This is a genomic window from Nocardiopsis valliformis DSM 45023 (assembly GCF_000340985.1).
Lineage (GTDB): Bacteria > Actinomycetota > Actinomycetes > Streptosporangiales > Streptosporangiaceae > Nocardiopsis > Nocardiopsis exhalans.
Genome location: NZ_ANAZ01000012.1, coordinates 99693 through 114198, shown reverse-complemented (window position 1 = coordinate 114198; position 14506 = coordinate 99693). Strand labels below are relative to the sequence as shown.

Here is a 14506-nt window from a genome sequence, read left to right as displayed (position 1 = left end):
GACAGGTGGAGGTGACGACAGTGATGTTGATGCGCAACGACCACTTCCGTGAATTCGACCGGATCGCCCAGCGGCTGATGGAGAACAGCCGCCCGACCGCGGTGGCGATGGACGCCTACCGCGACGGCGACGAGTTCGTGATCCACTTCGATCTGCCCGGCGTCAACCGCGAGAGCATCGACCTGGAGGTCGAGCGCAACGTGCTGACGGTTCGGGCCGAGCGCGCGGAACTGCGGAAGGAGGACCTGGAGCTGCTGGTCAACGAGCGCCAGACCGGGTCCTTCACCCGACAGGTGTTCCTCGGCGAGACCCTGGACACCGAACGGATCCGGGCCAACTACGCCGACGGGGTCCTCACTCTGCGCATCCCCGTGGCGGAGCAGTCCAAGGCCCGCAAGATCACGGTCGACCACAGCACCCCTGACCAGGGCCAGACCGTCATCCCCGACCAGGAGAAGAGCGCGATCAGGTCCTGACCCGTCACCTTCGAGGGCGCCCCGCGCGGGGCGCCCTTCCTCATGTCACGGGAACCGGTCGCGCGCCTGGGACCGGCCGAAGAGGGGTCAGCCGTTGGTGACGGCGGCGGTGAGCAGGACCGCCGCGGAGAACAGCAGCGCGCCCGGGGCGCCGACCGCTCCGGCCATCCCGGCCGCCGCGGCCGGGATGGCGACCTGGCCCAGCCGGTTGCCCCAGATGCGCAGGGCCAGGGCCGCGCCGCGGGCGCCCTCGGGGGCCAGGGTGGTCACCTGGGCCATCGTCAAGGGCTGGCCCATGCCGAGGAGGAAACCCCCCACGACCAGGACCGCCGCCAAGGCGGTGAAACCGCCCAGGGGCAGCGCCACCAGGGTGAGCGCGACCGCGGCCACCGCGGTGCTGGTGATGATCAGCGACCTGCGGGACCAGCGGCGCAGCATCCACGGCAGGATCAGCCGGGAGAGCAGGGAGGCCCCGGCGCGCAGGCTCAGCAGGACGCCGACCAGCATCGGGGAGATGCCGCGGCTCTCGGCGATGAGCGGTAGGTAGGCGGTGAGGATGTCCACAGCGGTCAGCAACGCCAGGCTGGTGAGCAGGGCCGCGGGCATCCGGGGGCGGCGCAGCAGATCCCGGGTGGGCACCGGGGGCGCCGCCTTCTGCTCGGCGGTGCGCCGCAACGGGCTCAGCCGAAACAGCGGCAGCAAGGGCAACACACCCAGAGCTGCGATAACCCCGGCGGCGACCAGGGCGGTGGAGGTGGCCGAGAGCAGGGCCGGGCCCGAGGCTTCAGCGAGGACCGCGCCGGAGATCAGCGGTCCAATGAGCTGCCCCAGGGAGGCTGCGGCGGTGAACCAGCCGAAGTCGCGGTCCAGGTGCTCGGGACGCGAGTAGCGGGCGATGAGGCCCTGCGCCGCGACCATGCACAACAGGTGGCCCACGCCCACGACGGTGCTGGCCAGGGCCAGAGCGAGCAGTCCTCCGGAGGCGGCCAGGACCAGGCTGCCGACGGCCAGGATGAGCGAACCCAGCCCGGCGAGCCAGGCGATGCGCGCCGCACGGTCGGTGAAGCGGCCCAGGGACACCGCGATGACCAGGGGCAGCAGGGCGTAGGCGGCGGTGACCAGGCCGACCTCGACTGCGTCACCGCCCACTGCGATGGTGCGGTAGGAGATGAGCGGCCGGATGAGGTTGAGCGCGGTGTGGGTGAGGACCACGCTGCCCAGCAGCGCCCAGAGCCACCGCCCGCGTGCGGCCGGTTCCGCGTCCGTCATGCTCTCCCTCGTCCCTTTTCCTGGATCGTTCCGCCCTCATGGCCACAGGACAGGCGCAGGGGGAGCGCAGCGGCAGCGGATACGCGACCGGGGAGGGAGAAGTCTCGGAGGACTCGCCCCGGGCCCCTCAGCGGCCCGGCCCCTCGCCCAAGAATCCCCTGCCTCTGATCCGCGACCCGAGCTCAGACCCGCGTTCTTGGGCCGCTCAGGGTGGCGTCGCCAGGCGATCGGGCAACTGTCCCGCCGGGCGGCCCGTGGGTGGTCCGGTGACGGGATCACTGGAGTGCGCGACTGCCGTGCGGCGTCGGGCATCGTATCGAGGGGGCATGTCACGAGGGCACGGCGGGGCCGGTGGTGTCACCACTCGCGGGTGGCGATGAGCTCCTCGTGGTCGGCGTCGTCGAACCCGTGGGCGGTGGCCACGATCCAGAAGCCCCCGCCGATGTCGTCCCGAGCCATGGTCTCGATCTCGCTGCCCGCGGCGTCGAACTCCTCCCCCAAGGCGTTGAACTCCTCGGTGGCCGCGTGGGTGAGGAGGTACAGCGCGGCGAGGTCAGCGGGGCGCTCGGCCTCGATGCGTGCGCTCAGCCGCAGCAGGATCGCTTTGCCCTTGGCCACGAGGTGGTCGGGGAAGTAGGGGTCGGCGGACATCTCACAGAGCAGTGCGCTCTCGTCCAGTCGGGCGGTGGCCTCGGGCACAGGGGCTCCTTGGGTCTGGAGAAGGGCGGGTGTTCGGAACCATCCTGGCGTGCGGTGACGACGTTCCCTCGTGCCCGGGACCAACGGGCCGGGGCTCAGGCCCCTCAGCAGCCCGTGTGGAGGTAGGGAGCCCACAGTGTCGGAGCCCGTACCAGGTCACCGAAGTCCTCCTCCGGATCTCCCCTGCCATCCCGGACGTCCCGCACGGCAGCGTGCAGCGCTCGTGCGGAGCCTTCGGGTTCCAGGCGACCTTCCTCATCGCGCAGGTACCCGTAGAACAGGTCGGCGACCTGGGCGGAGACCTCGTCGTTAACCCTCCACAACGTGCCGACCACCTGGGGAAAGCCCGCGATCTGGAAGGCCGAGGCCAGGTGGAGCACCTCGTCCAACAAGGGGACTGCCGTGATCAGCGAGGTGTTGCACGCCGACAGGTAAGCCAGTCGGGCCCGGCCGAGACTGGCTCCGCTCAGGACGGCGGCGGTGAAGGGGGCCCGCGCGTGGTCGTGCAGGAGCAGGCCGCTCAGTGCGGGGTCCTGCCGGTGGTCGTACCCGTGGCAGGCGAAGTGCGCGATCGAGGCCCCTTCCAGGTGGCGCAGGACCGCTTCCCTGGTCGGCAGCGGATCGGTGTGTTCCTCCGGCCGTCCGCCGGGGGCGTGGGTCGCGAGCACGACCGCTCCGGGCAGGTGTTTCTCCAGCGCCTCCCGCTCCGGCCGGACATAGGCCAGGTCGGTGGCCCCGGGTGTGGTGGGCATCGCCACGACCAGGGTACTGTCCGCACCGGTGGCGGTGTCCACGTCCTCTCCCGGCCCCGCCGCCCGTGTGCGCGTGTGGCGCAGAGCCCGCACCGTGGGGGTGTAGGAGGAGACGACCCGGTCCATCACCGTGTGCCCGGCCCGTTCGGTGTGGCGGCCCGAGGCGTGCAGGGGCAGCAACCCCAGCAGGCCGTCCGGGACCCACCACACCCGGGGTCGCGCCTGGCCCTGAGCGGGCTCCCGGTCGAACCCAAGAGCGAGGAGAACGGGCTCGGTGACTCGCTCCCACAGCCACTCCTGGACATCGACCAGCACGTCGTTGGGGTTCTGTTCGGCCTCGCCCGCGTCGGGGTCATCGTGCCCGTGCAGGAGATTGGTCAGCCGGACGGCCCGGTCCATCAAATCGTCGAAATCGAGGCGGGGAAGCGGGCAGTGGGTGATCCCGTCCCCGGTCAGAAGAAGTGCGTCGCAGCGCTTGGGGCTGGTGCTGAAGACCACCACCGGCCCCTCGGACGCTGCCCCCGTCAGTTCCTCCGGGCTCGGGGCCCGACCAAAGGAAGCGAAGCCGTCGACGGAGCGGATCAGCGCGGTCACCTCGTCGAGTGCCCGGGCCAGGGCGTGCCGGTCGCGCACAGAGCTATCACGCTTCTTGCCCCACCGCGCGTTCAAGTCGTTCAGGAGAGAGGTCGTGTTGCCCGCGGTGGCACGAGGGGGCGCGGTCTCCAGGTCGGCATCGGCCCGGTCCAGCTCCTCCCTCAGGGTGAGGAACCGCTCGGCGAGCTCGGGGCTGACCTCACGCAGCTCGGCCAGTTCGCCGTGGTTGGAGATCCGTTGGCTGAGCAGGACCCCCCGCCCGGTCTCCAGGACCTGGAGCGCGGCCAGTGCACGCGCCTGTTCGTCCCGGCCGGGGTCGGCCAGGGCCGCCGCGGCAGCCAGGCTGGCGAGGCCGAAGGACTGCCCAACCACGTGCTGGCGGTCGGTCCGCTCCAAGGCCCGGGGGGAGACGTGCGGCAGCAGGGCCACCGTGTCGGAGAGGATCCGGGCGGCACGCCCGGGATCGGTGTCGAAGAGAAGCTCACCGGCAATCCGGCCGGCGCGCAGACGGAGGAGGACCGGGGATCCGGCCACGCCCAAGGCGCTCTCGTACACGCTGACAGCCCGGCCCAGGTACTCCGGGCCCGCGTTCTCTCCGCCCCTCTCGTGGATGCCGTGGAACAGGGAGCCGAGGTTTCCCAGGTCGAGGGCTCGTTCGGGGTGGTCCGGGGGAAGGAGCCCCAGTACCTCCTCGACGAGCATGGCAGCCCGGTGCAGGTCCGCCAGGCCCGCGTCCTGCGTGTCAGGACGATCGGCTCTTCGGGCCAGGGCCCCGGCCAGGTTGCTCAGGCACATGATCCGTGCTCCGGGGGTCAGCTGTCCGGAGTCCAGCGCCTCCGCCCAGCCGCTGATGGCCAGGTCCATGTCGACCGGGTTCCCGGTGTGCTCCTCGGCGTCGTCGGGGTGTCCCTCGAAACGGATCCACCGGGCCAGAGCGAGACTGAGTGTGGCCTCGATCCGGTCCAGGTGGTCCTCGGGACAGGTTCGGTCGGCCTCCTCCAGCAAGTCCACGGCCCGGCGCAGGTCACTCCGCCCGCCCCGCTGCTCGAACCGGGAAAAGAGACAGGTTCCCAGGTTGATCAGGCAGGAGGGCCGACCGCGGTGCCCCGGGGGCAGGCCCTGGACAGCCCGTTCGTAGGCATCGACCGCCCGGTCGAGGTCGGTGAGCGACCCGGACCGGTCAGCCCGCGTCCGGTAGGCCGTCCCGAGGTTGGTCAGGTGCATCGAACCGTCCGCCCCTCCCCCGGCCCCTGCGGAGAGCACCGCGACTTCCTCGAGTAGGGGCACGGCCCGGTTCAGGTCATCGATGTCTCCCCGGTGATCGAAGCGACCGGTCAGCAGGATGCCGAGGTGGCTCAGCGCCAGGTCCCGCTCCGGGTGGTCTCCGGGCATGTCCCGATTCACCTCCTCCAGCTCGGCAAGGGCCCGGTCCAGGTCGTTCCGGTCCCCCCGCAGGGAGAAACGTGCTCCGAGCGAGGCTCCGAGGCGGATCCGCGCGCTCAGCCGCTCGGTGTCCCCCTCCGCAGCGCTGACCGCGTCATCGAACCCGGTGACCGCCCGCCGAAGGTCCTCCTCCGTACCGAACACCTCGAACCGCGTCTGGTAGGCGGTGGCGAGGTTCCTCAGGTACAGGGCGCGCCTGTCCCCCGACCGCGCGGCCAACCCGCCCAGGGCCTCCTCCAGAGAGGCGATCCCCCGGTCTGCGTCGCTCCGGACAGCGGTGAGACCGAACCGTGTGCCCAGAGCGGCGCCCAGGTTGCTCAGCGCACGGAGACGGGAGGACCGCCCCGGGGGAAGAGCCTCGACCACGCGTTCCCAGAGGCCGACAGCGAGGTCGAGAAGGGCGGCGTCACCGGCCGCGGCGCGTTCCAACAGGTCCTCGGCGGCCGGGACGGTGGCTTCCGCGACCTCCGGCAACACCTCCTCCGGGATGGTCCGGTGGTGGGGGTGTTCCTCGGAGGAGTAGAAGAGGATGTGGGAGAAGTGGTCCACGGCGGCCTGCCATTCCTCCTCCCGCTCCCGAAGGTCGGAGACGGCGTCAGACCGAAGGAAATGGAACCATCCGAGAAGGTAGGGGGTCCTCTGGTCGCTCTGTTCCTCGGTGGGGTTCTCGGTGAGCAGCCTGGCCGTCTCCTGAACCTCCGGCCGCAGGAGGAGGGAGGGGTTCGCTTCTTCCGTGCACTCCCGGATCCACCTGGCCAGGTCCGACCACCACTGTTCCCGCATCCGCAGCCCCTTCGAGTGCCTGCCACCAAGGCCGATACTAGGTCGAATCACCGCTATGCGCGGGGTTTTCGGAGATAGGCTGACATCATTCGAACCCGCTGCCCCCCCCTTTTCGGGAAGGACCCCCGTGCCCGATCACGAACTCCTCGCGGTGGTGTGCGCCGACCACGAAACGATCCGTTCCCGACTGGCACTGCTTCCCCACACAAGGGGGACCGATCAACTGGAGAAGGTCCTCAAAGGGGCTCGCGAGAAAAAGGACATATCACCCGATCTGTCAATCCTGTGGAAGTTTATGAGAAATTCCGGATACGACTTCCGAAAAGCCACGAGGTATGCCACCAAGGACCCTGATTCGCCCACGGGTGACAGGGGGTTGGAGCCTGCCGGGGCCGGGCCGAGCATCCCCCGTCTGGGCTACTACGGCTGCCCGGAGGACCAGTGCGCCCGCGCGTGGACCGGCCGACCCGGTCACCGTGACGTGCCGACCTGCCACATCAAGGGCGACCCCCTGGCCTACCGGAGCGTGTAGTCGTGGACGACCTCGTAACCGACCTGGGCAAACACGTCGCGGAGCGGTGGCTGGCGCTCCTCACCCTGTCCGGCGTCCTCTACCTGGCCGTGGCCGCAGTGGCCTTCGGTCTGGACCACAGCGCCCCCTGGGACTTCGAAGGCCTCGCGGACCGCGCCTCCCATGCCGCGGAGGGGGCCTTCCTCACGTCGCTCGGCGGACAGGTACTCGTCGGGGTGGCCGTGCTTCTGACGGGGGTGGCGGTGGGACTGACCGCGCGGACCCTGGGAGGGGCCGTCGAACGTCTGTGGCTGGCCGAGTCCTGGGAGTCCTGGCCCGGCCCTTTCCACGGCCTCGCCGAGTGGAGGGTCAGGGAACGGCAGGCCGAGTGGTCCGAACGGTACACCGAGCTCGCCGAGGCCCAGGAGCGAGCCGTGACCGCGGCCCTCCACAAACGGCTGCACGGAGCGACCGGAACCCGTGAGGCTGAGACTGGGGTCGGGGCCACCGGACCGAAACAGCCCTCCCCCACCCAGGCCTACCTTCGGCTGTCCCGGATCTCCGAGGAGTGGCCGCACCGCCCGACCTGGTGCGGTGACCGGATCGGTTCGGTCACCGAGCGGTTGCGTCGCGAGCACTCGCTGGAGCTGCCGAGGCTGTGGCCGCACCTATGGCTGGTACTACCGGAGACCGTGCAGAAAAAGGTCGCGACCGCCCGCGAGAACCTCACCCATGCCACCGTCCTGTCAGCGTGGGCGGTGCTCTATCTGCTGCTCGGCCTGGTGTGGTGGCCGGCCACCCTCGTCTCCGTCGCGGTGGGCGCGGTCGGCTGGTGGCGCACCCGCACCGCGACCCGCACCTACGCCGTGCTGTTGGAGGCGTGCGTCCGGATTCACCTGGGTGACCTCACCCGGCGCCTGGGGATCCCCTTCGACGGACAGATCAGCTCCGCCGTGGGCGAGGGCGTCTCCCAGCGTCTGGATCTCCCCGCCCCGCCCGCGCCGCCCTTCTCCCCGGACGCGCCCCGGCTGCGCCTGCGGTGGCCTCGCCGACGGCGTCGGAAAGGGCTGCCCACCGGGAAGTCCGAGGCTCCGAAAGCAGAAGATTGAGCCCGGGCCGGGGAGCCCGGGATCGCGGTCGGTAGGTTCGGGGCACTGGCTGTGACATGACGGGGAGTGTGTGATGACCGAGCAGAGCGGGATCCGGGACATGTTGCGGGGGCTGCGGGTGTTCGCGGGGCCGATCGCCGAGTTCGATCCGGCCAAGGCTCCGCAAGACCCGGTGGGTCTGTTCGTGGAGTGGCTGGGCGAGGCGATCGAGGCCGGGGTGCACGAGCCGCACGCGATGACGGTGGCGACGGCGGACGCCGACGGCATGCCCTCGGCGCGCATCCTCATCCTGAAGGACCTCACCCCCGAGGGCTGGTGGTTCGCGACCACCACGACGTCGGTGAAGGGGCTGGAGCTCGCGGTGAACCCGCAGGCCGCGCTGCTGTTCTTCTGGGGTCCGCAGGGCCGTCAGGTGCGGCTGCGGGGACCGGTCGAGCTGGCCGGGCCCGAGGAGCGCGCCGCCGACTTCACCGCGCGCCCGCTGGAGGGGCGGGTGGCCGGGTTTCACGGGCGGCAGAGCCAGCCGCTGGACAGCCTGGAGAGCATCCACTCCACGGCCGAGGAGAGCCGCGCCCGGTTGGAGGCCGAGCCGGACCTGGTGCCCGACAACTGGGGCCTGTACCGGCTGGCGCCGACCGAGATCGAGTTCTGGCAGGCCGACCCCGACCGGCGGCACACCCGGCTGCGCTACCGCCGCGAGGACACCGCCGCGCCCTGGGGACGCGAACTCCTGTGGCCCTGAATCAGGCCCTGGCCCTTGCGGCCCTGAACAGGCGTTAAGCGACAGTTGGCTCTTGCGTCGGCATTACCGAATCTGGTTCTGTTCGGTGTGCGGGGCGGGGGTAGGATTCCCGCACCCGCCGGCCAGCCGACCAGGCCTCCAACCAACGCCCCCGACCCAGGAACGGAGCCGGTATGCCCGCCACACACGAGGTGTTCAACCAGGCCACTCCGCTCGGTGACTACAGCGCCGCCGACGACCCCGCCCTGTTGGAGGGCCTGCGCCGCGAGGGAGCGGCCTGGGCCGAGGCCGACGTGCGCGAGATCGGCGACGCCGCCGGCTCGGAGCGGGTGCGCGCCTGGGGTGAGTCCGCCAACACCTACCCCCCGGTCCTGCGCACCCACGACCGCTACGGCCACCGCGTCGACGAGATCGACTTCCAGCCCGCCTACCACGTGCTCATGGACCAGGCGGTGGAGCACGGCCTGCACGCCGCCCCCTGGGCCGACGAACGCGAGGGCGCCCACGTGGCCCGCGCGGCCAAGTTCTTCCTGTGGTCGCAGGCCGAGAGCGGCCACGGCTGTCCGATCTCGATGACCTACGCCTCGGTCCCCGCGCTGCGCCACTCCCCCGGCCTGGCCGAACAGTACGAGCCGCTGCTGACCGCGCGCACCTACGACTTCGGGCTGCGTCCGCCGCTGACCAAGCGCGGGCTGATCGCGGGCATGTCGATGACCGAGAAGCAGGGCGGTTCGGACGTGCGCGCCAACACCACGCGCGCCGTGCCCACCAGCGAGGGCCACTACCTGCTCACCGGGCACAAGTGGTTCACCTCCGCCCCGATGAGCGACGTCTTCCTGACCCTGGCGCAGGCGCCCGAGGGCCTGACCTGCTTCCTGGTGCCTCGGGTCCTGCCCGACGGCAGTCGCAACCGGCTCTACATCCAGCGGCTCAAGGACAAACTCGGCAACAAGTCCAACGCCTCCGGGGAGCTGGAGTACGACGGCGCCGTCGCGCACATGGTCGGCGAGCCGGGCCGGGGCGTGCCCACCATCATCGAGATGGTCAACAGCACCCGTCTGGACTGCGTGATCGGCTCCTCGGCGGGAATGCGCGCCGCCGTGGTGCACGCGCTCAACCACGCCGGGTCGCGCAGCGCGTTCGGCAAGCCGCTCGTGGAGCAGCCGCTGATGCGCAACGTCCTGGCCGACCTCGCACTGGAGTCGGAGGCCGCCACGGCGCTCATGACGCGGCTAGCGGGTGCGGTGGACCGTGCGGTGCGCGGTGACGAGGCCGAGGCCGCCTTCCGGCGCCTGGGCGTGGCCGTGGGCAAGTTCTGGGTGACCAAGCGCCAGCCGGTGCACGCCGCCGAGGCGCTGGAGTGCCTGGGCGGCAACGGGTACGTGGAGGAGTCGGGTATGCCCCGGCTGTTCCGGGACTCCCCGCTCAACTCCATCTGGGAGGGCTCGGGCAACGTGGCGGCGCTGGATGTGCTGCGGGCGATGGCGAAGTCGCCGGAGTCGGTGGAGGCCTTCATGGGCGAGCTGAACACCGCGGCGGGCTCCGACGACCACTACGACGCCGCGCTGAAGCGGTTGGGGCAGGCCCTGGGCGATCTGGACGAGGTCCAGTACCGGGCGCGGTCGGTCGTGGAGCTGATGGCGCTCGTCCTCCAGGCCTCGGTGCTGCTGCGCTACGCGCCGACCCCGGTGGCCGAAGCCTTCACGGCCTCGCGGCTGGGCGGGGAGTGGGGCCACGTGTTCGGAACGCTGCCCAGGGGCGTGGACACCGGACTGATCCTGGACCGGGCCCGACCGCGCGGTTGAAACCATCCTTTTGCGCACCACATCACAACAACATCCGCAACTCTGGCGATAACAGCATCAGAACCCCCTGAAAACTGGGCCGATGAATGATCATCGGCCCAGTTCGGCATACTTCTGCTACCGAAGCGGAAGAAAGAAGTCGTCACCAACAAAAACGCCCTACTGGGCCCGACACCAAGAGACTGACGACGCCTATGGTGGAAGTCTGGCCAGGTAGTTCCTATCCGCTCGGTGCGACCTACGACGGGTCCGGCACCAATTTCTCCCTCTTCTCGGAGGCGGCCGAACAGGTGGACCTGTGCCTGTTCGACGACGACGGCGAGGAGACCCGAATACCCCTGACCGAATACGACGGTTTCGTCTGGCACGGTTACCTGCCCGGGATCGGCCCGGGGCAGCAGTACGGGTACCGCGTGCACGGGCCCTACGCTCCCGAGCACGGCTTGCGCTGCAATCCGAACAAACTACTCACCGACCCCTACGCGAAGGCGCTCAACGGCAACCTCACCTGGCACGAGTCGCTGTTCAGCTACCACTTCGCCGACCCGGACCGCAAGAACACGGCCGACAGTGCGAAGTACGTGCCCAAGTGCGTGGTGGTCAGCCCGTTCTTCGACTGGGGAAACGAGTCCCGTCCCCGCACGCCCTACTCGCAGACGGTGATCTACGAGACCCACGTGCGCGGGCTGACCATGCGCCACCCGGAGATCCCCGAACACCAGAGAGGGACCTACTCGGGGCTGGCCCACCCGGCGATGATCGACTACCTCACCTCCCTGGGGGTGACCGCGGTCGAGCTAATGCCGGTGCACCACTTCGTGCCCGAACACGCGATGGTGGCGCGCGGGCTGACCAACTACTGGGGGTACAACACCCTGGCCTTCCTGGCCCCGCACAGCGGGTACGCCGCACTCGGCTCGCGCGGCCAGCAGGTGCAGGAGTTCAAGGCGATGGTGAAGTCGCTGCACGAGGCGGGCATCGAGGTACTCCTCGACGTGGTCTACAACCACACCGCCGAGGGCGACCACATGGGCCCCACCCTGTCCTGGCGGGGCATCGACAACCTCGGCTACTACCGGGTCAGCGACGAGGACCAGCGCTACTACCTCGACTACACCGGCTGCGGCAACAGCCTGAACGTGCGCCACCCGCACTCGTTGCAGCTCATCATGGACTCGCTGCGGTACTGGGTCCTGGAGATGCACGTGGACGGGTTCCGCTTCGACCTCGCCTCGGCACTGGCCCGCGAGTTCCACGACGTGGACCGGCTGAGCACGTTCTTCGACATCGTCCAGCAGGACCCGGTGATCTCCCAGGTAAAACTGATCGCCGAACCCTGGGACGTGGGCCCGGGCGGTTACCAGGTGGGCAACTTCCCACCGTTGTGGACCGAGTGGAACGGCAAGTACCGCGACACCGTACGCGACTTCTGGCGGGGGGAACCGGTCAAGGGCGAGCTGGCCTCGCGGCTGGCCGGCTCCAGCGACCTGTACCAGAACGACGGGCGCCGCCCTGTGGCCTCGATCAACTTCATCACCTGCCACGACGGCTTCACCATGGCCGACCTGGTCTCCTACAACGACAAGCACAACGAGGCCAACGGCGAGAACAACCGGGACGGCACCGACGACAACCGCTCCTGGAACCACGGGGTGGAGGGCCCCACCGAGGACCCCGCGATCCTCACCCTGCGCCGCAGACAGATCCGGAACTACCTCACCACCCTGTACCTGTCACAGGGGGTGGTGATGCTCTCGCACGGCGACGAGATCGGACGCACCCAGGGCGGCAACAACAACGCCTACTGCCAGGACAACGAGATCGCCTGGATCGACTGGGAGGGCGCGGGGCTCACCGGCGACTACCCCGACAACGACCTCCTGGACTACGTGCGCGAGCTGGCCCGGCTACGGCGCGAGCACCCGGTCTTCCGACGCCGCCGCTTCTTCCACGGCAGCCCGGTGGAGAGCCCGGCGGGAAATGCCTCGGGAAGCACAGGCACGTCCGGTTCGGACGGGTTGCCCGACATCTCGTGGCTGCGCCGGGACGGGTCGTCTATGGAGGGCGACGACTGGAACAGCGGCGACCGCGCGCTGGGGGTGTTCCTCAACGGGGACGCGATCACCGAACCCGATCCGCGCGGGCGCCGCATCCGCGACAGCTCCTTCGTGCTGCTGCTCAACAGCGGCCCGGAGTCGGTGGAGTTCAAGCTTCCGGGCACCGAGTGCGGCATGGCCTGGGAGACCGTGCTGGACACCGCCGAGCCCGACGTGAGAGGTCGGCCGTTCGTGACGGCGGGCGGCCCGGTACGGGTGATCGACCGCGCCCTGGTGCTACTGCGGCGCGTCTCGCACCGGCACGGCTGACGACCTGGCAGCTGACGGCTGACCGCCGACGGCTGACGGGGCTGACCGCGGAGGCGTTCGGGGAGGGCGCCGAGCCGACGTGAGGGGGCCGGGGACCCGCGGGGTTCCCGGCCCTTCGCGGTGTCCCGGGACACGCCCTAACCTGGGTGACCATGTCGAACTTCCGCGAACTCCTTCCCGTCCCCGGCCGCACTGACGTGGACCTGGCCGAGGCCTACGCCTACCCGCTGGCCCTGGACCGGCCCTGGGTGCGCGCCAACATGGTCGCCAGCGCCGACGGCGGCGCGGTCGGCCCCTCGGGACGCAGCCGCGACCTGTCCTCGGACCCCGACCGCAGGGTCATGGGCGTGCTGCGCGGGCTGTGCGACGTCGTCGTGGTCGGCGCGGCCACCGCCCGGCAGGAGGGTTACCGGCCGGTGCGGCCGCGCGAGGTGTGGGCGAAGCTGCGCGAAGGGCGCCCGGCCACACCGCGGATCGCGGTGGTCTCGCGGTCACTGGAGATCGACGACGAACTGCTCACCACGGCGCCCGAGGAGGCGCGCACCATCGTGTTCACCGTGGCGGACTCCCCCGCCGAACGTCGCGCGTTCGTGGCCGAGCACGCCGACCTGGTGGTGGTCGAGGGGGTCTCGGTCGGCCCCGGGCACATCGTGAACGCCCTGTCCGAGAGAGGTCTGTACCGGGTGCTGACCGAGGGAGGGCCGCACCTGCTGGCCGAGTTCGTGGGGGCGGGCCTGTTGGACGAGCTGTGCCTGACGGTGAGTCCGCACCTGTTGGGTTCCGGATCGCCCCGGATCGTCACCGGCAGCCCGGGGACCCCCGGGACGCCCGAACACGTCTCGACCAAGAGCACACCCGTGCGGATGGCGCACCTTCTAGAGGCGGAGGGCAACCTGTTCACGCGTTACCTGAGGGAATAGGGCGTCGCACGGGCAGCACCCATAACCGGTCGGTTTCGGCCACCCCACAATGACGCATGAACCATCCCGCAACCGGACATACCCGTTGTGTGTCACCCACGGAAAACGCTGTGACTGGACACACCGTGTCAACGGGGCTCACCGGTGTGGTCCCCTGGGCGAGAGGATGAACGTAGTGCCGACGTCCGAAAACGGGTCCCCTCCGGTCTACCGGGAGATAGCCGAGGAACTACGAGGACAGATCCGCTCCGGACGGTACGCCGACGGCGACCGCCTTCCCGGGGAGAACACCCTCATGGAGCGCCACGGCGTCGCGCGGGCGACCGCCCGGCAGGCGCTGTCCGTGCTCATCAACGAGGGCCTGGCCGTGGCCGTACGCGGCTCGGGCATCTACGTACGCGCCTTCCGTCCCCTGCGAAGACACGGCGCCCGGCGCCTGTCCCGCGACCTGTGGGGCAACGGGCGGGCCATCTGGCAGACCGACAGCGACACCCGGGGATACGAGGTGGAGGGGCTGGTCATCGATGAGATCGCCCCCGAGGGCCACATCCTGCGGGCGTTGGAGTTAGACGAGGGAGCCACGGTGGTGCGCCGCTCCCGGCGCTACCTCGTGGACGGCAGACCGGTGCAGAACGCGGTCTCCCACCTGCCCCCGCAGCTGTGGGTGGGCCGGGAGGACTCCCCCGCCGCCCAACGAGTCCGGGCCCCTGACAGCGGCCCCGGAGGCATCTACGCGCGACTAGCCGAACTCGGGCACGCCCCGGCCCACTTCACCGAGGAGATCCGGGTCCGCATGCCCACCCCCGAGGAGACGCAGGAGCTGGCTCTGTCCCCGGGGACACCCGTTCTGGAGGTGGCCCGCACCGCCCTCACCGCCGACCACCGGCCCGTGGAGTTCAACGAGATCACCATGGACGGTTCCGCCTACGTGCTGCAGTACGACTTCGACGCCTGAGCCCCGCACCCCGACGCCGGGCCCTGAGCCAGCCCGGATCCCCGCACCGCTCTCCGCTCCACAGCCGCACGAGAAGGAGGAG

At 70.3% G+C, this 14506-nt stretch carries 11 protein-coding genes; 8 read left to right on the top strand and 3 right to left on the bottom strand.

The window, feature by feature from the left end; genetic code table 11:
• The first annotated feature begins 23 nt into the window (after positions 1 to 23).
• Positions 24 to 476, top strand: coding sequence for an Hsp20/alpha crystallin family protein (locus tag D457_RS0112925; RefSeq protein WP_017581088.1), 453 nt, complete (start codon positions 24 to 26; stop codon positions 474 to 476).
• A gap of 87 nt (positions 477 to 563) precedes the next feature.
• On the opposite strand, the gene D457_RS0112920 is transcribed toward D457_RS0112925, so the two are convergent.
• The 3 genes from D457_RS0112920 to D457_RS0112910 form a co-directional block, all read right to left on the bottom strand.
• Positions 564 to 1745, bottom strand: a complete 1182-nt coding sequence (locus D457_RS0112920) for an MFS transporter (RefSeq protein WP_017581087.1) — start codon at positions 1743 to 1745, stop codon at positions 564 to 566.
• 357 nt (positions 1746 to 2102) lie between these two features.
• Positions 2103 to 2444, bottom strand: a complete 342-nt coding sequence (locus tag D457_RS0112915; protein WP_017581086.1) for a DUF5713 family protein — start codon at positions 2442 to 2444, stop codon at positions 2103 to 2105.
• A 104-nt stretch (positions 2445 to 2548) separates the two neighbouring features.
• On the bottom strand, positions 2549 to 6016 hold the full coding sequence (locus D457_RS0112910; RefSeq protein WP_017581085.1) for a CHAT domain-containing protein: 3468 nt from the start codon (positions 6014 to 6016) through the stop codon (positions 2549 to 2551).
• Positions 6017 to 6392: 376 nt separating this feature from the next.
• On the opposite strand from D457_RS0112910, the gene D457_RS36165 reads away from it, so the two are divergent.
• From D457_RS36165 to D457_RS0112880, 7 genes are all read left to right on the top strand, one after another.
• Positions 6393 to 6548 carry a hypothetical protein gene (locus tag D457_RS36165; protein WP_160167402.1) on the top strand — a complete coding sequence of 52 codons (156 nt, stop codon included), beginning with the start codon at positions 6393 to 6395 and terminating at the stop codon, positions 6546 to 6548.
• 2 nt (positions 6549 to 6550) lie between these two features.
• Entirely contained in the window at positions 6551 to 7636 is a 1086-nt protein-coding gene (locus D457_RS32480; RefSeq protein WP_017581084.1) for a hypothetical protein, read from the top strand.
• Between the two features lie 73 nt (positions 7637 to 7709).
• Positions 7710 to 8378 carry a pyridoxine/pyridoxamine 5'-phosphate oxidase gene (locus D457_RS0112900; RefSeq protein ID WP_017581083.1) on the top strand — a complete coding sequence of 223 codons (669 nt, stop codon included), beginning with the start codon at positions 7710 to 7712 and terminating at the stop codon, positions 8376 to 8378.
• A 173-nt stretch (positions 8379 to 8551) separates the two neighbouring features.
• A complete protein-coding gene (locus D457_RS0112895) occupies positions 8552 to 10183 on the top strand; it encodes an acyl-CoA dehydrogenase family protein (RefSeq protein ID WP_017581082.1) in 1632 nt (543 codons plus the stop codon).
• A gap of 194 nt (positions 10184 to 10377) precedes the next feature.
• A complete protein-coding gene (gene glgX, locus D457_RS0112890; protein WP_017581081.1) occupies positions 10378 to 12549 on the top strand; it encodes a glycogen debranching protein GlgX in 2172 nt (723 codons plus the stop codon).
• Between the two features lie 152 nt (positions 12550 to 12701).
• Entirely contained in the window at positions 12702 to 13469 is a 768-nt protein-coding gene (locus D457_RS0112885) for a pyrimidine reductase family protein (protein WP_051072926.1), read from the top strand.
• 166 nt (positions 13470 to 13635) lie between these two features.
• Positions 13636 to 14424 carry a GntR family transcriptional regulator gene (locus D457_RS0112880; RefSeq protein ID WP_039831248.1) on the top strand — a complete coding sequence of 263 codons (789 nt, stop codon included), beginning with the start codon at positions 13636 to 13638 and terminating at the stop codon, positions 14422 to 14424.
• Positions 14425 to 14506 lie beyond the last annotated feature (82 nt).